Genomic DNA, 20610 nt, shown 5'->3' with positions numbered 1-20610 from the left:
TGACAGGCTGCCCTGCCCTGGCGTATGCTCCTGCTCACAATGAGTGTGTTTGCTCTATGGTTGAGATAGTAGGAAGAAGTGTGATCGAATGCGCATACGACCCTTTCGCTACGATGATATTCCCGAGGTGCTGACGGTGCAGTGCGAGGCGGCGCGTGTGGATGGAACTGAGGTGGTCAGCGCGGAAGCCTTTGAGGCCTGGTTACGCGACGAGGCGCTTGACGCGGCGGAGAACGCCTTTGTGATTACGGATGATGATGATGAGCTGAGCACCTGGAGCCAGGCGGGAACGCTGGAGGGGGTCGAGGGCGAGATCGCAGGCTATACCCTGGTGCGCCTGGAGCGCACCGCAGACGCCTACCATTTTATATGCCAGGGAGCGGTCATGCCCCAGCAGCGCAGACGGCGTGGCGGGCGCCTCTTGCTGGTGGGCGCGCTCAACCGGGCGCGCGTCATGGCCTATGAGTTTGATTACGAGGCCGAGCAAGCGGGGACACCTATCTATTTTGAGGTACTACTGCCCACACGCGACGAGGGCGCGCCCCACCTCGCCGCCCTCTGCGAACTGGAGCCAACTGATGAGCCTGCCCCTGAGGGCTTTTGCCTCTACCGTCGCGAGCTATAACGGGTTCGCAAATCGAAAAGAGAGAGGCGCACACCGTACGCCTCTCTCTTTTCGATTTTTCTAATCATCACACCTTGCGGTAGGTGGTGGTGACAGCGTGGGTGCCATCGGCGAGCTGCTCAATCTCATAATCGCCAAAGAGAATGGGGTCGGCCAGGTTCAGGCAGAGGAAGATGCGAACCGCCAACTCGCGAATCTCGGTCTCTGCGTGGGCGTCGGCGCGCATCTCGATTACATGGCGCCAGGAGCGTACATTGCCCGTGACCACGATGGGGGCCTCGGTCTCATTTGGGAGCACTGAGCGAGCTGCCTGCTGGACCTTCTTGCGCAGGTCGGTGCGGGCCTCGGCACTCAGAATTGTCGAGCCCTCTTTTTGCATTTCCAGCAGGCGCTTGGTGAGCTGGGCATATTCTTCGGCGGCGCGGTCGACGCGCTGCTCAAACTGGGTGTGTAGCTGTGCGTCATCGCGATACTCTGGGCGCTCCACAAAGCGCAGCATGCGCCCTGAGACGTACCTCTGACTCAGCTGGGAAAAACCCATGCCCGCCCTGTGCCGGATCAGCTCGTGGGTCAGGCTGCGGGAGACACCATAGAGGAGCAGGCTAAAGTTGGCGTGTTCGAAGACCGAGCCATGGCCGGAGGACTTGAGATTCTCGAAATAGCGGCCGGCATTCTCGTTCATTGTGCGTTTGGGGCCAAAGCTCATATAGCAGGTCTGCCCGGCGATCTTACAGAGTTGTGAGCTTTCTGGAAGGGTGGTGGGATCATCGAGGTACTGGCTAAAACCAAGTGAGGTATCAAAACCATCAAGGAAGCCTGCTAGGCCGGTGGGGTTGGTCTGAGGGCGCGCCAGCGTCACGACTCCAGGAACCTGTAAGTAGGGCGTGCCGCCCGGAGTGTGATGGACTGGCGCGTGAATCGTGGCAAAGCCTGCGTTCTCACTTCCGTTATATTCCTGGAAGAGAGTTTGTGGGTCAAGAGCAGACAATGAGAACCTCCTTGTTGACTGGTGTAATCGGTAGAAATCGACCCCTAGTCTAACAGGTTCTCGGCTATTTGGCTACCTGCCTTTCTAAATCTACTCAAATGTGCTTATGTCCACTCGAATAGATTCAATTGCTGCACTTGTCCCTCACAGGAAGCCTCTTTGACTTCTACGCCGCTTTGGGTCGCCTGCAGCACACCGCACTCGGCAAGCCGAGCGTGTGGCCCTCGCCGGGCAAGGAACCTCATCAAGATGTTGTAGAGTAGACGGTAAGCGAGGTTCCTTGCGGACCTTTTCCTGCCGTCCCTCCCCAAACCGTGCTTGCGAGTTTCCCCGCACACGGCTTTCCAGTTTCTTACTGCTTCGTGGAGGTAGGCATTACGCATCTCGCGTACCACTCCGTTCACAGTAGTACTCCCTGTTTCCCTTCCCCATGTCTCAGGCATTACCCTGAGCGTTTGAGATGAAGTAGACCGCCAGCGAGGTACTGATGCTGTCCCGACCTGCCTGATATTTCAGGTGGTTTCCTGGACTCAGCCCTTTTCCAACGGTCTCTTCCCGAACCCAGCGGGCCACTTTCATGGCACTGTGGCTCTCCAGAACCCTTTGCCTCGTTGCGCAAAGATCGTGTGGCCCATCCAGGCCAACCTCTGCCGCTGAGACGAGTTCCTGGGACCCTTCGCCCTGTCTGTGTCTTTCTCACAGGCCCCGGCGGAGCGTGACTTCCGCGACTACTTCGGTCCCTCTGTACCCATACACCTCGCGGTGGTTAGGGCAACCCCAAGTTGCCTCCAAGAATCTCAGTTCGTGCTCCAGGTGTCCTTTACGTCTTTTCCCGTTCCGTACGGGTAGGCTTCGACGGAAGCTTTGCAGGGAAATAGTACCGTTCCCGGCAACGTCGAACACAGGCGCTAGTACCGTGTCCTGTGGGCTGCCCCAATTCCGCCTTGACTGGGCTTCAGACAATCAGTCTTCACCATACACGACTTACCTGATCGGCCTCTGGCCCCTGGTACTGGGACTTCACCGACCTTCCTGACAACATGCTACGGTCCCCTCATATCTTTCGACTGAAGGTAAGTTGCTGGTTTATCCACTTCGCTTCAGTGGACTCACCCCGACGGGTGAGAGAGGTTCTTGTGCCACATGGGCGCACTACTATGAAAACTCCGTCGCCTTGAGCCTCTCGGCTTTTAGGCGATCCCGTATTTGCGCACATGAGACGTTTAGTGCGTTTAGGTGCCCATTTCGTTTCCTTCAACCAGTTCCTTACTGGTCGTCTGCTGGAGAGAGCTTCCGTACTCGCCGTCAATGAAGTACGTAATCCAAGCAGCGTCACTACAGGTATGGTGTGACGGGCCAATAGTTAGACCACTGGAAACTTGGGTTCAGCCAATACAGGTTTCACCATACGCACAGGACTTGCGGTGCATCACGTTACATACCTTCACGTTTAACCGCGTTCCCAACATGCTTCTTTCCCCTTTGAGTTTTCCCGCTAGGTAGGTTGGGTGTCCTTGAGGCATTACTCTCAGCCTCACTCCTTTCAAAGGAGGATCTCACGTGTGCCGAAACGGCGCACGACGGCGCTATTGTCGTCTCGATCCATGCTGAGTCCACATTCCGCGCACTGATACGTCCTCTTGCGCAATGGCATATCTTGCAGATTGCCACAACCACTATACTGCTTGGACGTGTTGCGCTCATCTAGAACGTGAAGTTCTTTCCCATACAACTGGCATTTGTAGGTGAGCATCTGGATAAAGGCATACAAGCCCCCGTCATTGTACACTGCCCGATTGAGCGCCTTCTTGCGCTCCTGATGCTCTTTTATGACCATGTGCCATTGCGAAAGATCTCCTATGACGACAGTTCTCTCAACCAATCGTCGTGCGATGAGATGTGATGCCTTGTGCAGGCTATCGCGCTGTTTGTTGCGCTTCTTCTGCGACACGCGCTTGTACACCTTACTCAAATGAAGGTACCTGCGTGACTTCTTCTTGCACTTACTGCGTTTCGAGCGCAGTTTGTCAAGCTGTCGGTTGTACCAACGCGAGCCTTTGAACCCGCCGATGTGATAGAAGCGGCCCTCTTCCGTGACACCAGTTGCCAGCGTCTTGATGCCCAGATCAAAGGCTACGGTGCCACCGTCGCGTTTCGTCTCTTCTTGCTGTCGATAGCTGAAGGAGGCATAGTAATTGCCCCTGCCATCGCGACTGATGGCTACCTCTCGAAAGCCTTCGGGAGGCAGTTCCGTGAGTGCGGCACGAATAGGGGATACTGCTTGTTCTTGCCCTTGCCTCCCGTGGGCAAGATGAGTGTATTCCCCTCACGTGTGAGATACATCGCAGGATAACAGAGGATAAAGAAGCCATGGCGAGGTCGCACGCGAGGAAAGCCTGGGGTTTCTCCATTGGCGACCCGACGAAAGAAGGCTTGCATGGCCCCATCCAGGCGATAATACACCTCCGCAAGCAACTTGCCATACACATGATTGAGTTCAGGGTCATGGGCACGACTCTCGGCCAGCGTCTTCTTGCAGTCATTGAAGTGCCACTTTTCTCCATCTCTGAGCTTCATGACCCACCAATTGTAGAGACCGCGACACTTGCCCTGCATAAATTCAAGGGTCGCCATGTCTTGCTCACTGATGTCAAGTTTGATCTTTTGGCAGAGGAGCATGAAAACTCCTTCCCTTTCACCATCACCCCGAAAGATGAGAATGTACCCTCTTTCACCAGAGACGTGATAAAATCTTGTGTAGGACATATTTTCTCATTTTATGCGTGTATCACATCATGCAGCCGACTCTCTGTCAACACATGCGCATGTGTGCAACGAGCGCATGTGTTGACTATGGTTGCCCACATATGTGATTGCTGTTCTTCTTCTCCTTATACGAAACCCCCCCATTCGGGGACAAGCGAGAGAGCGCTGCTGTGTCTCCGAATGGGGGGTCGAAAAGGCACTACCCGTCTATTGACTCACGGACTCAGGCGGTGGGGCGAGCAGCTTTTCCAGGGTTGAGCGGCGAATACGGTAGGCCTGGCGTGCGCCTCGGTGGGGAAGAGTGATTGCTTCAAGCACTCCATTTTTGATCCAACGGCGCACAGTGGTATCATCCACACGTAATTGTCTTGCAACTTCACGAACTGTCAGCAGTTCCGCATCGTCGTATTCCACAGAGCCCTCTTTTCTGGTCATAAGGCGTATAAGAAAGTACACCTGACCACAATAGCAGAAGAACGTTGAAAAAATTAAAGTATACCTTAGGTTCGCGCGATAAGTGATTTGAATATATAAACGGTTAAGGCACTTATTAGTAACAAAATCCCTAATAGCAGGGGTACACTGTAATTACGTGTACCCCACTGGAATTGTTGTATCAACCACCAATCATAGACATGCTGCGGTTCGCACGCTTAAAGCGTTTATCTCCGATGTAATGCTTCAACTCTTTATGCCACACTGCTTGTCGAATTACGCGGGCAAGTTCCACGTCATCTGCATCGGAGCGAACCACGGAGCGCAGATCGGTCTCCTCAGTGGCGAAGAGGCAGGTGCGCAGCTGGCCATCGGCGGTAATACGGATACGATCACACTGGGCGCAGAAGGGTTCGCTTACGGGATTGATAAAGCCTACTTCGCCAATGTTATCGCTAAAGGTATAGCGGCGCGCGGTCTCGGAGGGATCACCGGAGGTAATAGGGACCAGGGGGCCATAGGCGGCCTCAATGATGGCTTTAATCTCGCCGCCAGCTAAGATGTCTTCTTTGCGCCAGATCTGATCGGCATCAAGGGGCATAAACTCGATCCAGCGCATGACATAGGCTTTATCGCGTGCGAAGCGTACAAAGTCCAGGACCTCGGCCTCGCTAAAGTTGCGCATAGCCACCGCATTGATCTTTATGGGATGGATGCTGGGATAGGCGGCCAGCGCGTCCAGTCCTTCGAGAACGCGATCAAGCTGGTCACGGCGTGTGACCTGGGTGAATTTCTCATGTAGGAGCGTATCCAGGCTGACATTGATGCGTGTCAGTCCCGCCTCGGCCAGGGCCTTGGCCTGTTGTGGAAGCAGGATGCCGTTGGTGGTCAGGCTCAGGCTGCGTAGCCCTTCCAGTTCATGAAGCTGGTGTACCAACTCGGGAAGGTCGCGACGCACCAGGGGTTCGCCTCCTGTCAGACGAATCTGCTCAATGCCCATGCTGACTGCCACGCGACTGATGCGCATGAGTTCCTCATAGCTCAAGATCTCAGCCTTTTTTAGCCAGGGAAGCCCTTCGGCGGGCATACAGTAGGTACAGCGAAAGTTGCATTTATCGGTCACCGAAATGCGCATGCTTTTGATGCGTCTTCCGTAGCTATCGACTAAAGGTTCCATTGGTTGGCCTCCCCCAAAAGACTGTCTTGAACATGTTTTGCTCTATTTCACTATATCATATTTACGTGCCAATGTCACAGATCTGTCACGGGAAATAAGTACTTTGTGTTACAATGTCAAATAAAAGCAGTTGAATACATATTGTGTAGTGCTGTTCGATAAAAAAGGTCCGCCCCTTGTGTGTAGAGGGGCGGACCACTTTGTGTGTGTATTGCCACGGACAGGCAATGATGTGTGTTACGGGTGTGTGAGTTTTTTTATGCGTCGTAGTACAGCGAGAACTCGATGGGCGTTGGGCGCAGGCGAACGATGTCATTCTCCTCACGCTTCAGCTCGATGTACTTCTCCAAGATGTCGCTGGTGAAGACACCGCCCTCAAGCAGGAAGGCGTGATCGTTCTCCAGGGCCTTGAGTGACTCTTCGAGCGAGCCAGGAACCGAGCTGATCTCGTTCAGTTCTTCCGCCGACATATGATAGAGGTCCTTGTCGACCGGGCCAAAGCCGTAGTCGCTGGGCTCGATACCGCGCTTGATGCCGTCCAGGCCAGCCATCAGCAGGGCTGCGAAGAGCAGGTAGGGGTTGGCCGTTGGGTCGGGCGGGCGGAACTCGATGCGCTTGGATTTGGGGCTCTCGGTCAGCGGGATACGAACGGCCGCGCTACGGTTGCCCTTTGAGAAGACCAGGTTGACGGGTGCTTCGAAGCCGGGAACCAGGCGCTTGTAGCTATTGGTCGTTGGAGCCGCGAGGGCCATGAGGGCCGGAGCGTGCAGCAGAACACCACCAAGGTAATGGCGTGCCATCTGTGAGATGCCAGCGTAACCGTCGGCATCGTAGAAGAGGGGCTTCTCGTCCTTCCAGAGGCTCTGGTGTGTGTGCATACCGGAGCCGTTATCGCCATAGACTGGCTTGGGCATGAAGGTCACGGTCTTGCCATACTTGCGAGCGATGTTCTTAATAACGTACTTGTAGAGCAGAATGTTGTCAGCGGTCTTGAGCAGGGTGCCGAAGCGGATATCGATCTCGGCCTGACCGGCGGCGCCAACCTCGTGGTGCTGGGCCTCGACGGGGATACCCAGGGCCTCAAGCTGAAGGGCCATCTCGGAGCGCAGATCCTGCATGGTATCATTTGGCGCGACGGGGAAGTAACCGCCCTTGACGCGCATTGAATGACCCAGGTTGCGGGAACCGTCATGGCGAGTCGCCTTGTTGGTGTTCCAGGCCGCCTCGTCTGAATCGACCTCGACGCTCTGAATATTATCGCTAGAGGTGTACTGAACGTGATCGAAAACGTAGAACTCTGCTTCGGGACCGAAATAAGCGGTGTCAGCAAGGCCACTGGACTTGACGTACTCTTCAGCCTTGCGCGCGATGTAGCGGGGGTCGCGGCTATAGGGCTTACGGGTGCCGGGATGGGCGATATCGCAGATCAGGCTGAGCGTGGGGACAGCGGTGAAGGGGTCCATGAAAGCACTGGTGGCGTCGGGAATGACTACCATATCGCTCTCATTGATTGCCTGGAAGCCTCGAACGCTGGAGCCGTCGAAGAAGAGGCCCTCTTCAAAAATAGATTCTGCAAGCGCACTGAAAGGAATGCTGAAATGCTGCCAGGTTCCTGGAAGATCGGTGAATTTCAGATCGACCATTTTGGCGCCATTTTCTTTTGCAAACCGTAAGACTTCCTCTGGGGTCATCAAAGTTTTCTCCTCTCGCGTTCAATCCCCGCGTCATTGCTGGTATTTAGTGGCTTGCCTTGCGCACTTTGTTGATGTGTTTAGATATCTTTGGGTCATTCTGCATAATATAGTGGTCGCTTCCCAGCATCGTGCCAGGACTCAACTTCTGTACATATGATATGCTCTCAGCCCATGAGATACTACAGTTACTTTACCCGAAAGTTTTAGCCATACTTTTGTATATATTGCACAAAATTTTGTGAAGATAACTAGGTAAAAAGACAGCTATTACCTCTTCTCTGAGATGCTCCGGCTCCTGCTTGCTAGCAATCGTGACGGCAATCATCTCGTTGTGCAAATCCCCTTGTGTCTCGGGCATATTGCATTGTATTATCGGCAGATGACTGGTCACACTTGAGTCTTGTCTCTGGCGAAAGTTCTCTTGAAAGAGAACAGCGGGGAGTGCAGAGGGGCGTCAGCCCCTCTGCACTCCCTTTCCCATCCCGCCGCAGGCGGGATAAATCCCTTTCAGACCAAATTGAACAGAGTATCAGGGCAGGCTCAACCAGTCACAAAAAATGGTAGCAAATTGAACAGGAAGAAAATATTTGCATGATGGATTTCAAGCTAACTAATGCCCAACAGAAAGCTCTTGATTACGTGTATCAGAAGGCGATACAGAATAAGAGTACTGATAGAGAAAGAATACAAAAGATATTAAATGTATGCGAGATTGAATGTGATGTCGCTGACCTTATCAAAGCCATCTGTGATATAGCACGCCTTACGATCAACTTTCACCCGGACCGGCTGCTTGCCGATGGCCGTTCAGTGATTGCCGCGCTGTATGAAGAAGGCATATACCGTAGCCAGTTTGAGACTAAGATTTCTAACGGTGGGCTCACTGCCTTTGCTGGTGGAGACCGCGATATATGGGAAGCAGCCATGCTCGGTGGGGCATATCAGGTTCCGGGAGTAATCGAGGCAGAACGTCCTAAGTATGCCGGATTAAATCTTATGAACTACAGTGACGGGGCCTGCCCGCGCTTTGGTTCCTGTCATTTACGCTTAAAGGCACACGTAGTACAACGCGCGACGCTTGTCTTTGGTGATAGCGCGTCAAATCCTCGGGATATAGGGGTCATAAATGCCTTTGAACCGGTTCTTGCTGGACTACTGGAAGAAGTTAATGCTCATGGAAATGTGCTCGGGCGCAGAGAAGTAGATGTTATAACATTTGTTAGTGCCTTGCTTCATCCTGGTAATACAAGGACGCAGTTCTTTCACAGGTCACAGGGGCGCGCGCTTGATGATTACATCGAGGCGCAAATACACGGCGAACTGTGTATGGCAGATGATGTAGATGCGCTTGTCGCAGACCCTTCATTCCAGAACACTGCAACCGGTGAGGTATTGGAGGCAACCGCGAAGAAGTATGGCTTCCCTCTTGAATGGCACGAAGGCTTTGAGCTTTCCTTGGAAGAGGTGCCGAGCGACTTCCGTGGACCAGAAATGCCATCTCTTGCCCGGCGTGTACTGGGAAATCACGCGTTAAAGGATGGCTATCTTAATGCCGCAACGATTGGGCTAGCGGCAGTTTCGGTTGTTGCTGATCCTGAACAGTGGCAAGACTGGGGATCACCCAAAGACACACTGCAACACATCAAGTATTTGTGGCATATTCTTGTGGTCTACGGAAAGCTCAGGATGTAGGTAGAGATCAGGTGTGAGGGTATTTGGTCGCGCCGGAAAGTTGAACAGGGTGAGAATCTGGCCCACTGGTGTTGGGCTTTGTAGCCGTTAGATGTGATTGATGAGCATACCTCTTGGCGAAATGTCCCGAGTAATTAGAAAAGCTGCAAAGAAGAAGTGGTATACTATCAAATTACAGGCAACGCTATAGAATTTTTTGACCATAATTCGCGTTCTATTTGTTAACAGGTATGTTTTTACGTCCTTCTTAATGAAGAAGAAATTTGGAGGGCTTGTGGCTAGGATGGCTACGGCTTGCAGCGCAAAGAGGCGAAGTGCATGAAGAATCAATCTGATGGCCCTATTTTGCCGCTAACGAAGGTTATAAGATTTGTAATAACTTTCACGCTTTTTATAACACTTGTGTATTTGCTTAGTTTTTTGCATATAATTCCAGATTCATGGGGGAATTTCCTTCCAAACCTGGCGACGATTCTTGCCGTACCCGTAGGCATAATCGCTATCTTAGCTGCTCTCAAAAACTTTGAAAAGGCATTAGTGCAGGTAATGCCTCGGCCTACCGCCTGGGGACCTCCAAAAATTCCAAAGATAAATAGAAAATTGTGGATGCTTGTGGGCCTGGTGGTAGCCGTGGCTTTGATTGTTGTGGGGGGATACCATTATATATGGCCTGCACCTCAATCTACTGTGCCTCCGTTACTCTTCTCATATTCAACACCTGATGGCCCTATTGGAATTAGTGATGGAAGCTATGTCTTCGATGTAAAGACGCGAAATAATCAAGGGCATCATAATGGGGCCCTTAAACAGCAGGCCGCAAATGCATTTAGGAGTCAGAACTTCGATCAGGCCAGGCAGCTTTGGGGTCAAGCTATCTCTGGTGACGATTCAGACGATGCTGAAGTCTTGATCTACCAGGAAAACCAGCGGATTATAAACTCCGGCAGCCCATATATCACCTTTATTGCCGTCACCCAGCTTACTGGAAGCCACGAAGAATATGGGATTGGACGAGAGGACCTGCAAGGTTACTATGTAGCACAAAAAGAGTTTAATAGCCAGGCCAACCCATTTCGAGTCCGTGTGCTTATCGCGAATATAGGCGACCAGGAAACGTATGCGCAACAGGTCACGGATCGTATTCTCTCTTCGTATCAGCAAGATCCAACCATTAAAGGGGTCCTGGGATGGCCCGAGCGGACCCAGCGCATCAATTCTATGCTCCTGACTATGTGTAATAAGCATATTCCCATCGTGACTGTGTCTGCAAATGATAGTCGTAGTTCAGATGGTTGTAACTACAATTTTAGTGTTGCTCCTACGATCGACTCACAGGCAGCTACGGCAGTCCAGTATATCAAATCTGTTCTCAAGAAGAAACGTGTGTCGATTGTGTACGATCCTGCTAACGAATATAGCCAAAGTCTTTATAGAAGCTTCATTGATGATTTTCGTCGTGATCAGCCTTCGGATGCGGCTATTGTTGATCGCGAAACGTACAGCATATATAGTAGCAATACATTGCCAGGGTTACTGCGCGCCACGTTGCGGGGCAAACCAGACCTTATTTATTTCGCGGGATACCCGGCCGATCTTAATGCTGTAATACAGTCGTTACCTGCTTCCGGGGGTGTAGACGTGATGGCTGCTAATATTATCTACCAGGCTCCTCACTTTCCCAAAGCACAACCTGTAGAGCATGTACGCGTTTACTTCACTGCTTTTGCGTACCCAGATCAGTGGGCAATCCTTCACCTGGCTCAGCCAGATTTCACCCAGGAATATATAAATGCCTATGATCCTCAGCAATTTCATCGAGGAGCCTATGGTTATGAGCGCGCTAATGATAGTGTGATGATTGCATACGACGCTTTAAAGTCTTTGATGGTGGTCAGTAAGGGCTTTCAAGATAGCAGATTTCCTATGGATCAGTTACAAAGGGCTTTGTTCAACAGTAAATATAAAGGGATTACTGGTGATATCCGCTACAACCAGGGCAGTGTTGATACTAAACCAGTCGTCGTCATCCAGTTCACTCATGGTTACAACGTCTTTAAAGGTGTAGATGGTTGCTATGATGACAACGCGCAAGGAGGGTGCTTTGATGTCCAAAACAATGGACGCCCTTAATGATGCTATCATGCATATGCGGGCCGGGCGAATAAAGCGACGAACTTTTCTGGAACGCGTCATTGCCCTGGGCTTAAGTGCAGGGGCTGCTACTTCGCTGCTTGAAGCTTGCGGGACTATCTCTACGCGTTGTACGCCAAATGGCTGGGTTAGTCAGCCGAATACGATTGTCTGGAGTAGCGAGCATGACGATCAGGAAGAATTTATTAATATTGTCAAGAATTTTAACGCCCAGAATACCAATGCACATGTCATCTATAATAATGCTCCATTTAAAGATAATGCGCAATATAAAGATACGGTAAGCGCTCTACAAGCATGTGCCAGCGAGATGGACGTCATTTCAATAGATGTCGTCTGGCTAACAGAATTTGCGCATAACCAATGGATACTTCCACTAACGGAGGCGATTAAATCGGGCGTATTGCAAAGCTATAAAGGGTTTCAGAGCATTATAGACAGTTGTTCTTATAAGGGGCAACTGTATAGCACCCCCATTCGTTTTGATCTAGGTGTGTTATATTACAATACTGGCTTTGTATCTTCTGCTCCACAAACGTACGACGAGTTAAGGGAGCAAGCGTCTCAGGTACTTGCCAACGCACAGGGGAAAGAGCTAGACGGTTATGTATGGCAAGGCGCTCAGTATGAAGGGCTGGTGTGCAATTTTATTGAGGTTCTTGCCGGTTTTGGAGGATCTTTTTTCGCGGAAGATGATCCTACAAAAGTAACTATAAATAGCTCGGAAGCACATGACGCTCTATTTGAGATGGTAAATTGGCTATGGCTGGCCAATATCTCTCCTAATGATCCCAATGGCATAACCACCTATGAAGAGAATGACGCACGTGTAAGATGGCAGAATGGCTTCGCGGTATTTATGCGTAACTGGTTTAATGTGCAACAGCTTGTAACAGATCCAGGTATCTCAGCCGTTCAAGATAAAGTAGCGTATGCAGCTATCCCCCATAGCAAATCACAGCCCACTGGTCACTCCTGCATTGGTGGATGGCAAGTGGGGGTAAATGCCTCTTCGACAAATCAGGATCTCAGCTGGCAGTTTATTGATTTTTTACTAAAGCACACGAACGACTATCGCCCTACCGACGTTGTAGGTGAGGCTTCTCTGAAGAGCATGTATACGAACGCGGTAGCGCGCCCACAATTGCCCAATTACAACCTGATTTCAGAAAGTATTCAAAGACACGTTTTTAGTGCCCTCACAAAACGTGAGACACCATCAGAGGCACTGGTAAAAATGGAAGAAGAGCTGAAGCAGATTATCTCCAGATAGCAAGCATGGTATTCTCGTTCATCCTCGCTCCCTTTTTGCATGAAATATGTCATATGTGGTGCTGTAGGGCAAGCTGACCAACACTCTGTACCCGTTAGGTGGGGTTGATGAGTATAAAAGGTAAGAAGCGAAGAAGTCGTGAGGCGCGTTGAAGTCTTGCTTGCAGTTGCTGAGGTAATGCGTGTACTATTATACATGCATATGTGATAGATAAAATGTGCGAAGGAGAGATAGATTTATGAGTTCGGGTCATGAGGATCTTACAGAGCCGGTCGCCAGGCCAGGCGCGACGCCTGTACCACCAGCCAGGCGCGAGCGGCGCTCGGTAGGGGCCGGATGTTTCATCGGAGCGATTATACTGGCCTTGCTATTGGGCGTTGTGGGGGGCGTGCTTGGCTCGATTCTGTACGCGGCCAGCATTACGTCAAAGGCGCCAATCTCCACACCTAAACCCGATAATAAGCAGGCGCTGGTGGTGCAGTTGAGCAATGACTTGATTACGGTTATCGCAGCCAAGCGCGTCAAGAACGTCAATGTTCCTGGTACATTGCAGAATATAAAGGTTTCGACGCCCCAGGTGGGCCAGTTGCAGATAACGGGGGAGGACCAGTTCTCCATCTTCGGACTGACCGTGACCCGGCCCTTCCGCGTTGTGATGCAACCATACATCGATACGTGTAAACCAAAGATGCGCGTCCTGAGCGTGGATACAGGAGGGATTCCCGTTGGTGGCCTGGGCGATAGCCTGGAAAACGTGATGAACTCACAGCTCAGCGTCAACCTCTCCAGTTTGCTAAGTGGCTTCTCTTACTGCGCCACCGGAGTTACAACCAATAATAGTGGCCTGGTTGTGAGCTACGCAGTGACGCCAACAGCCTAAAATACAGGAAGAAAGAAGAGGAGACATGTTTTGCGGAAGACAGCGTAAGGAAGCAGGAGAAGAGCCATTTCTTCATGAGGTATGAACCATCTATTAACCGCACCGATCTTCTTAATGTGGTTTACACTTCGTACGGACTTGAGGTTGAAGAGATCCAGTTCGTGCCGGTTGGATATGTTGCGGCTTGCTATTCGTTGCGCTGTCTCGGAGGCGATCAGTATTTTCTGAAGCTTTGGCCAAATACCAAGGTTGGTCGCGTGAGCGCTGCTCGGCAAGAGATCATTCTGCCTTTAACACGTGCCCTCTACGAACGGGGAATCTTGCAAAGAGTTGCCTACCCACTCGCCACACGAGATCATTCCCTCTGGACGCACTTTCAAGGAGAACCATTTGCCGTCTTTCCTTTTCTTCCAGGGTATCATCCCTCGACATCTATTTGGACCATGGCGCTACGGGATGAGTTCGCCTGTACTATGGCCGCGATCCATCAGGGAACCTCTCTGCTTGCTGACGTCTTGCCCCCACGCGAGACCTTTACCCTTTCGTTCACGAACGATCTACAAAGTAGCTTCAAGACCATTGCCTCTCTCTGTCCACAAGCACGTCCAGGTTTGCATGCCTTGCGCAAGTTGCTGCTCCTTCGAGGTGACGAAATACGCGCTCAACTGGGGCGGCTGCGCCACTTGCAAGCCAAGGTCCACACCTTACCAGGTACAGCCGTGTTGTGCCACACTGACCTAACGAGCGATAATTTACTGGTGAATGATCAAGGTCACCTCTACGTGCTGGACTGGGATGAGGCGGTTGTGGCAACTCCCGAATATGACCTCAAAGAAGCAGTTGGAGATGGCTTTGATCGCTTTTTGCAAGTCTACGTCGCATCTAGAGGCGAGCACACACTTGAGATCGACCGCTTCGCTTTTACCTCTTGCGTCGCTATTTTGAAGATCTGATGGCTCGGCTGACAAGTATTTTGCAAGAGAATACGACCGAGGAGCAGGACCAGGACGCACTGGAAGGCATGGAAAGGTGGGGATTTGCCCGATGGAACCGCCTCGACGCCACCCTTGCCAGCATTAAACCTATCCTCAGTCAACTCTATAGGTAACCGTTTCCCACATCACCTGTGCGACCCGCATCCTCCTGGCAGTCTTCGATAGAAATACTCCCCCAAGTTATCCTTTTGGCTACCGCGAACAGAGCCAGAAGCAGATAAACTCTCTCCAGGAGCAGATAGTTGTCTTTGCAGCAGAAAGGATTCTTTTGGAGAAAGATTCTCTTACACAGCAAGAAGAGGGAGCTTTCGCCGTTGACCTGGCCGAGGAAACAGCGCTCTCACAGAGGGAGGGACAGAAATAAACAGGGCGATAATGTGCACAACGGACCAATGAGAGGGAGACAAGCGAGCGATAATTTTCATGCTATAATCAAGCATTGTGTCCGTAAGGAAGAGAAAGGAATCAGATCGCTGATGGCCAAACCTGCTATTTTGCTGGTTGATGATGACCCGGATGTCTTGCGCGCAATCGAACGCGATGTGCGTCGTCACTTTGGGGGAACGTATCGCGTTTTGCGAGCTTCATCAGGAGCGCAGGCGCTAGATATACTCACACAATTAGCCTTACGCCACGAACCAGTGGCCCTCCTTTTGACGGATCAGCGTATGCCTGAAATGGATGGTGTCGAGTTTCTCGAACAGGCGAAAGAGCTGTCTCCCCAGGCCAAGCGCGCGCTCTTAACAGCCTATGCCGATACAGACGCGGCTATTCGAGCCATTAACAGTGTAGGCATCGATTACTACCTGGTCAAGCCGTGGGACCCGCCTGAAGAGCAACTTTATCCGGTGCTCCAGGATTTGTTGGACGATTGGTTGGCCGATTTTAACCCTCCCTTTGAAGGGCTGCGTTTAATTGGTCATCGCTGGTCAGCGATGGCCCACGAACTCAAGGATTTTTTAACTCGCAACCTGATTCCCTATCAGTGGCTCGATGTGGAGACCCATACAGAGGCGCTCCGCTTGCTTGAGCTTGCTAACCTGGATGCCTCGCATCTGCCCGTGGTGCTTCTGCCTGATGGGACTTCTCTGTCGCAACCAACACCTGCTCAGCTCGCGGAAACATTGGGCTTGAGGATTCACGCGGATCTGTCGTTCTATGACCTGATCATCGTTGGCTCCGGCCCATCCGGGCTGGCGGGCGCGGTCTACGGTGCCTCCGAGGGTCTGCGTACTATGCTCATTGAACGCGAGGCCCCTGGTGGGCAGGCGGGTACCAGTTCACGCATTGAAAACTACCTGGGTTTTCCCTCTGGCCTTAGCGGCGCGGACCTTGCCAGGCGCGCCGTCACCCAGGCCAGGCGCTTTGGAGTCGAATTGCTCACGCCCCAGGAGGTCACAAGCGTACGCGTGGATGGCCCCTATCGCTTCGTTACCCTGGCCGATGGCTCCGAACTGAGTTGTTCCGCACTCTTAATCGCGACGGGTGTTTCATATCGAAAACTTGATATCCCTGGATTAGAGCGCCTGACCGGTTCCGGCGTCTATTATGGTGCTGCGATGACGGAAGCGCTGTCCTGCCGCGATTCCGATGTGTTTGTTGTGGGCGGTGCCAATTCTGCTGGACAGGCTGCCATGTACTTTTCGCGCTATGCACGTACCGTGACCATGCTGGTGCGCGGCGACTCACTGGCCAAATCCATGTCGCAATACCTGATTGATCAGATTCAGCAGACGGGAAACATCACTGTGCAAACCTGTACCTCAGTGGTCGAGGTACATGGTGAGAGCAATTTGGAAACCATCACACTCGCCAACACGCAAACCGGCGAGAGGCAAACGCTGCCCACCTCCGCGCTCTTCATCTTTATTGGCGCGATGCCACGAACCGAGTGGCTGGCCGATTTTGTCCTGCGTGACGAGCAAGGATTTCTCTTGACCGGGCCGGACCTGGACCGTGACGGCAAACGCCCATCAGGGTGGAAACTACAACGCGCGCCGTTCTTACTGGAGACGAATGTACCCGGTATTTTCGCGGCGGGCGATGTACGGCATGGTTCGGTGAAACGGGTCGCGTCAGGGGTGGGCGAAGGGGCCGTGGCGATCCAATTTATCCATCGTTACCTGAGCGAGGTGCGTTGATGCTCATGCCAGCAACGTTGCATACCATTCCCTTGTTTGCGTCTCTCCCAGATGACCTGACGCAATGGGTCATTGAGCATAGCAGCGAGGTTACTCTGCAAGACGGCGAACTGCTCTTCGCTGAAGGTCATCCAGCCGATAACTTTTTTGTCGTCCTTGCGGGGGGATTACAGGTCACCAAACTAATTGGAGGTCGCGCAGTGGTGCTGGCTCGTCACCAGTCTGGAGCCTTTACCGGCGAGGTCCCCCTTTTGACCGGCACCCCCTATATCGCGAGCGCGCACGCGGTGGGGACCACCCACCTGCTATGCATCACCGCGGCCGATTTTGATGAGATGCTCGGTAAATGTACCTCCATTATGCGCAGGCTGTTCGCAGCTATGGCCCAACGCATTCATAACACAGAGACGCGGGTTCAGCAGAGCGAGAAGCTCTCAGGACTGGGGAAGCTTTCCGCTGGCCTGGCGCATGAGTTGAACAATCCTGCCGCTGCCAGTCACAGGGCCGCAGGACAATTGCGTACCACGCTCCAGGAGATGCTGACGGCAGATCAAACCTTGCACCAACAGCTCACCCCCAGGCAGTGGGCGTTGCTCGCTGATATTCAGCAGGTGGCAAGCACCCAACAGACCGTCCAGGTGAGACTAGATACGTTGACGCAGAGCACGCGCGAAGAGACCCTCACGACCTGGCTGGAGGATCAGCGCCTCTCTGAAGCATGGGAATTGGCCGCCACCTTCGTCGAGGCGGGATTGGAAACGGCCCATTTTGAGCGGCTTGCGGAGGAGGTCGCGCACGACCTGCTTCAGCCTGCGCTGACCTGGCTGGCCGCCACGCTTACGGCCAACGACCTGCTCACTCAGGTGGAACAGAGCACTACGCGTATCTCCGCTCTCGTCAAAGCCGTCAAAGAATACTCCTACATGGACCGCGCACAATTGCAGGAGGTCGATATTCATGATGGCCTGGAGAATACCCTCACCATTCTGGGCCATAAGCTTAGAGGACACATCAACGTCATACGCGCGTATGATCGCCACCTTCCACGCCTGACTGTCTATGGCAGCGAACTGAATCAGGTCTGGACCAACCTGCTAGATAATGCTATCGACGCGCTCCAGGGGCATGGCCAGATTACTATTAGCACCTGGCAAGATGGTGCCTTTGTCTGTGTGGAAATCGTCGATAATGGGCCAGGTATCCCTCAGGACATTCAGACACGGATTTTTGAGCCGTTCTTTACAACGAAAGAGATCGGGAAAGGAACCGGGCTGGGGTTGGATATTGCCTATCGCATCATCGTGACCGACCATCATGGAGATCTTACCCTGACGTCCCGGCCAGGAGAGACCCGATTTCGAGTCTCTCTCCCTCTTAATAGTAAACAAAAATAGTACACTGGAGGAACGAAATGAGTACACAAATCTGCACCCATCAAGACGCGATTCAACCTGTTACCCCGCATACACGCGGGTGTGAAGAATGCCTGGCCACTGGAGATAGCTGGGTACATCTGCGCCTCTGTCTCACTTGTGGTCATGTTGGCTGCTGTGATTCATCGAAAAATAAGCACGCGACCAAACACTTTCACGCGACCAGCCATCCCATCATCCAATCTATTGAGCCTGGCGAGGACTGGCGCTGGTGCTACATCGATGAAGCCGTTCTCTGACGCTTCTTTCCTCATCACAGGGAAACCTGTGATGAGGATTGCCAGTGCCGAGGCAGGTCTTCCTTTGTCCTTACCAGAGGTTTTCGATCACACGCTCGATGGAGATATGGATGCTGACGCGCTGCTCCTTGGCGAATATATCCTCCATACTCTGGGCCGCTTTCTCATCGTCATTGTAGCGCACGGCCAGGCGATGAATGTCACGCTGTGCCGTCTCCTGATCGTCGATGAGGGTGGCTTTGCCCGTGATTGTTAGATATCCTCCATCCTCGAAGCAGATGGAGACGCGGGGATCGCGGCGCAAATTGCGCTCTTTGACGCGTCCCGCCATTGTGTTCATGAGAATATGGTCACCTTCCAGTTGGTACCACATGGCCGAGAGTTGGGGTGTGCCATCGGCGTTGATTGTGCCCAGAACAGCGAAACGACGCTCTTCTAAGAATGCGCGTACTTTTTCAGAGAGGATTGCGGTGCTCATAAAAATATATTCCTTTGCAAGTGTGATAGATAGCGTTTGTGCTGAATAAATATCTTACCTGTTGACCAGCGTTGCGCACTGATCATAGTGCCTGAAGAGTTGAAGATCTTCGATGGTATCGATATCCAACTCGGTTCCTAACTGGCGGTAGAAGGTATGGTCGAGTTTGAGAGCGCGGGCCTGGGCCACGTAGTGTTGCAGGCTGTTGATGCCAAAGACATAGGGGACAGCAAGCGGCGGGCGTGCCAGGAAGGCATTGGTGCCGGTGCCATCACGTGAGGGGGCGAGTACGACCTGGTGTGAGGCCGAGAGGTCGATCATCGCACGCACGTCCTGCCCCTTCAGCAGCGGGAGGTCTGCCGAGAGGGTGAGCAGAGTAGTGGCACCGTGATGGATAGCGTGATGGGCCGCCGCGGTCAGAGCCTGGTTGTGCCCTGGCTGCTCTTCTACCAGGCCATGCACACCCCAGCGGCGCGCGCGCTCCAGAACCTCAGGATCGGCGCTCACCACCGAGATGCATTCCAGAACCTCGCTGGCGTGCAGGGCATCGATCACGCGATGGAGCATATCGAGCACGAGTGTTGAGCGCTGTTCTGGCGTCAAATGCTCTGAGAGACGTGTTTTGACGGCCGATAGTTGTTTGACGGGTATTAATGCTCGATGCCCCATGCGTGCCTGACTTTCTACATTCTAGAGTGATTGATGCTAATAACGGAGGCCTGCGGCCTCAAGAACGGTGCGTGCCAGTGCGGTCTTGGCCTGCTGATCGCGCATGATGGTATCTGTGACCACACAGGGGATGCCCAGGTCCTCGACCTGTTCGGCCAGGTGCGCGTCCTGCTGGTCAATGACCATCACATCTAAGAAATCACGATAGCAGCGCGTGACGCCAACCGCTGTGGCCTCCATATGCAGAGCGCGCATCAGCCTGTCCGCTGGCCCCTTGATGGGAGCGCCGCCCACAAGTGGGCTGACCGCGACGACCATGCCACTGGCCTCGTGCAGGGCATCATGAATGCCGGGAACCGCCAGGATGGTGCCGATGCTCACAATGGGGTTGCTGGGCGCGATCAAAATGGCCTCGGCCTGCTTAATGGCATCGATCACACCTGGGGCTGGTCTGGCTGTTTTTGAGCCGACAAACTCGACGCCCTGGACCTCGACGTTGAAGCGATGCTTCACAAAATATTCCTCAAAGTGGATGAGGCCTGCTGGCGTCTGGATATGTGTCTCCACGGAATCATCGCTCATGGGGAGGATGCGCGGGCCGATGCCCATATGCTGGCGCAGACCCTCGGTGATGGCACTGAGCGTCTCTCCCTGGTGCAGAAGCTGGGTGCGATGGATATGCGTTGCCAGATCCTGGTCGCCCAACTGGAACCAGTTCTCATGGCCCAGTGCACTGAGGCGTTGCATGGTGTGATAGGTATCGTTCCGCACGCCCCAGCCCTGTTTCTCATCGACGAGGCCCGCCAGCGTGTACATGACGATATCAATATCAGGCGAGACATGCAGGCCATAGAACTGGCTATCATCACCAGTGTTGGCGATCACAACAATCTCTTCTTGTGGGACGACCTGCGTCACACCCTGTAAGAAGCGGGCGGCGCCAACACCGCCCGCGAGTACCACGATCATAAGCT

18 protein-coding genes and 1 pseudogene are annotated in these 20610 nt (G+C 52.8%); 10 read left to right on the top strand and 9 right to left on the bottom strand.

Going from position 1 to position 20610, the window contains the following annotated elements; genetic code table 11:
• Positions 1-88: 88 nt before the first annotated feature.
• On the top strand, positions 89-625 hold the full coding sequence (locus tag KRAC_RS57895) for a GNAT family N-acetyltransferase (RefSeq protein WP_007922984.1): 537 nt from the start codon (positions 89-91) through the stop codon (positions 623-625).
• Positions 626-692: 67 nt separating this feature from the next.
• Here the strand turns inward: KRAC_RS57895 and thyX are convergent, their stop codons facing one another.
• The 6 genes and pseudogenes from thyX to glnA all read right to left on the bottom strand — a co-directional run bounded on the left by thyX (position 693) and on the right by glnA (position 7682).
• On the bottom strand, positions 693-1613 hold the full coding sequence (thyX, locus tag KRAC_RS57890; protein WP_007922983.1) for an FAD-dependent thymidylate synthase: 921 nt from the start codon (positions 1611-1613) through the stop codon (positions 693-695).
• A 435-nt stretch (positions 1614-2048) separates the two neighbouring features.
• A complete protein-coding gene (locus KRAC_RS74285) occupies positions 2049-2192 on the bottom strand; it encodes a hypothetical protein (RefSeq protein WP_007919755.1) in 144 nt (47 codons plus the stop codon).
• Positions 2193-3156: 964 nt separating this feature from the next.
• A pseudogene (locus tag KRAC_RS68640) lies at positions 3157-4292 on the bottom strand (RNA-guided endonuclease InsQ/TnpB family protein).
• Positions 4293-4586: 294 nt separating this feature from the next.
• The gene (locus KRAC_RS57870; RefSeq protein ID WP_007922981.1) at positions 4587-4793 is read right to left on the bottom strand and encodes a helix-turn-helix domain-containing protein; all 207 of its coding nucleotides are present in this window, start codon (positions 4791-4793) and stop codon (positions 4587-4589) included.
• A 202-nt stretch (positions 4794-4995) separates the two neighbouring features.
• The gene (gene moaA, locus KRAC_RS57865) at positions 4996-5991 is read right to left on the bottom strand and encodes a GTP 3',8-cyclase MoaA (protein WP_007922980.1); all 996 of its coding nucleotides are present in this window, start codon (positions 5989-5991) and stop codon (positions 4996-4998) included.
• Positions 5992-6248: 257 nt separating this feature from the next.
• Positions 6249-7682, bottom strand: a complete 1434-nt coding sequence (glnA, locus tag KRAC_RS57860) for a type I glutamate--ammonia ligase (RefSeq protein WP_007922979.1) — start codon at positions 7680-7682, stop codon at positions 6249-6251.
• A 594-nt stretch (positions 7683-8276) separates the two neighbouring features.
• On the opposite strand from glnA, the gene KRAC_RS57855 reads away from it, so the two are divergent.
• The 9 genes from KRAC_RS57855 to KRAC_RS57820 all read left to right on the top strand — a co-directional run bounded on the left by KRAC_RS57855 (position 8277) and on the right by KRAC_RS57820 (position 18489).
• The gene (locus KRAC_RS57855; protein ID WP_007922978.1) at positions 8277-9377 is read left to right on the top strand and encodes a DUF3626 domain-containing protein; all 1101 of its coding nucleotides are present in this window, start codon (positions 8277-8279) and stop codon (positions 9375-9377) included.
• A 318-nt stretch (positions 9378-9695) separates the two neighbouring features.
• A complete protein-coding gene (locus KRAC_RS57850) occupies positions 9696-11507 on the top strand; it encodes an ABC transporter substrate-binding protein (RefSeq protein ID WP_007922977.1) in 1812 nt (603 codons plus the stop codon).
• Complete coding sequence (locus KRAC_RS57845) at positions 11482-12801, top strand: extracellular solute-binding protein (protein ID WP_007922976.1); 1320 nt, start codon at positions 11482-11484, stop codon at positions 12799-12801. The genes KRAC_RS57850 and KRAC_RS57845 overlap by 26 nt, the downstream gene beginning before the upstream one ends.
• A gap of 238 nt (positions 12802-13039) precedes the next feature.
• Entirely contained in the window at positions 13040-13681 is a 642-nt protein-coding gene (locus tag KRAC_RS57840; RefSeq protein WP_007922975.1) for a hypothetical protein, read from the top strand.
• Positions 13682-13755: 74 nt separating this feature from the next.
• Positions 13756-14634, top strand: coding sequence for a phosphotransferase enzyme family protein (locus tag KRAC_RS57835; protein WP_007922973.1), 879 nt, complete (start codon positions 13756-13758; stop codon positions 14632-14634).
• Entirely contained in the window at positions 14634-14789 is a 156-nt protein-coding gene (locus KRAC_RS73410; protein ID WP_007922972.1) for a hypothetical protein, read from the top strand. Before KRAC_RS57835 ends, KRAC_RS73410 begins: the two co-directional genes overlap by 1 nt.
• A gap of 363 nt (positions 14790-15152) precedes the next feature.
• Positions 15153-16817 (top strand): FAD-dependent oxidoreductase, encoded by a 1665-nt coding sequence (locus tag KRAC_RS57830; protein WP_040448580.1) that lies wholly within the window; start codon positions 15153-15155, stop codon positions 16815-16817.
• 5 nt (positions 16818-16822) lie between these two features.
• Positions 16823-18211 (top strand): sensor histidine kinase, encoded by a 1389-nt coding sequence (locus KRAC_RS57825; protein ID WP_040448822.1) that lies wholly within the window; start codon positions 16823-16825, stop codon positions 18209-18211.
• 17 nt (positions 18212-18228) lie between these two features.
• Positions 18229-18489: a ubiquitin carboxyl-terminal hydrolase 14 gene (locus KRAC_RS57820; protein WP_007922969.1), complete on the top strand. Its 261-nt coding sequence runs from the start codon at positions 18229-18231 to the stop codon at positions 18487-18489.
• A gap of 70 nt (positions 18490-18559) precedes the next feature.
• Here the strand turns inward: KRAC_RS57820 and KRAC_RS57815 are convergent, their stop codons facing one another.
• The 3 genes from KRAC_RS57815 to cofD are packed head-to-tail and all read right to left on the bottom strand — an operon-like array spanning position 18560 to position 20605.
• Positions 18560-18967, bottom strand: a complete 408-nt coding sequence (locus KRAC_RS57815; RefSeq protein ID WP_007922967.1) for a PPOX class F420-dependent oxidoreductase — start codon at positions 18965-18967, stop codon at positions 18560-18562.
• A 54-nt stretch (positions 18968-19021) separates the two neighbouring features.
• The gene (cofC, locus tag KRAC_RS64740) at positions 19022-19636 is read right to left on the bottom strand and encodes a 2-phospho-L-lactate guanylyltransferase (RefSeq protein WP_007922965.1); all 615 of its coding nucleotides are present in this window, start codon (positions 19634-19636) and stop codon (positions 19022-19024) included.
• A 36-nt stretch (positions 19637-19672) separates the two neighbouring features.
• Positions 19673-20605 carry a 2-phospho-L-lactate transferase gene (gene cofD / locus KRAC_RS57805; protein WP_007922963.1) on the bottom strand — a complete coding sequence of 311 codons (933 nt, stop codon included), beginning with the start codon at positions 20603-20605 and terminating at the stop codon, positions 19673-19675.
• Positions 20606-20610 lie beyond the last annotated feature (5 nt).

The sequence above is a fragment of the Ktedonobacter racemifer DSM 44963 genome (genome assembly GCF_000178855.1).
GTDB classification, from domain to species: domain Bacteria; phylum Chloroflexota; class Ktedonobacteria; order Ktedonobacterales; family Ktedonobacteraceae; genus Ktedonobacter; species Ktedonobacter racemifer.
This window is presented reverse-complemented; position numbering and strand designations above follow the sequence as displayed.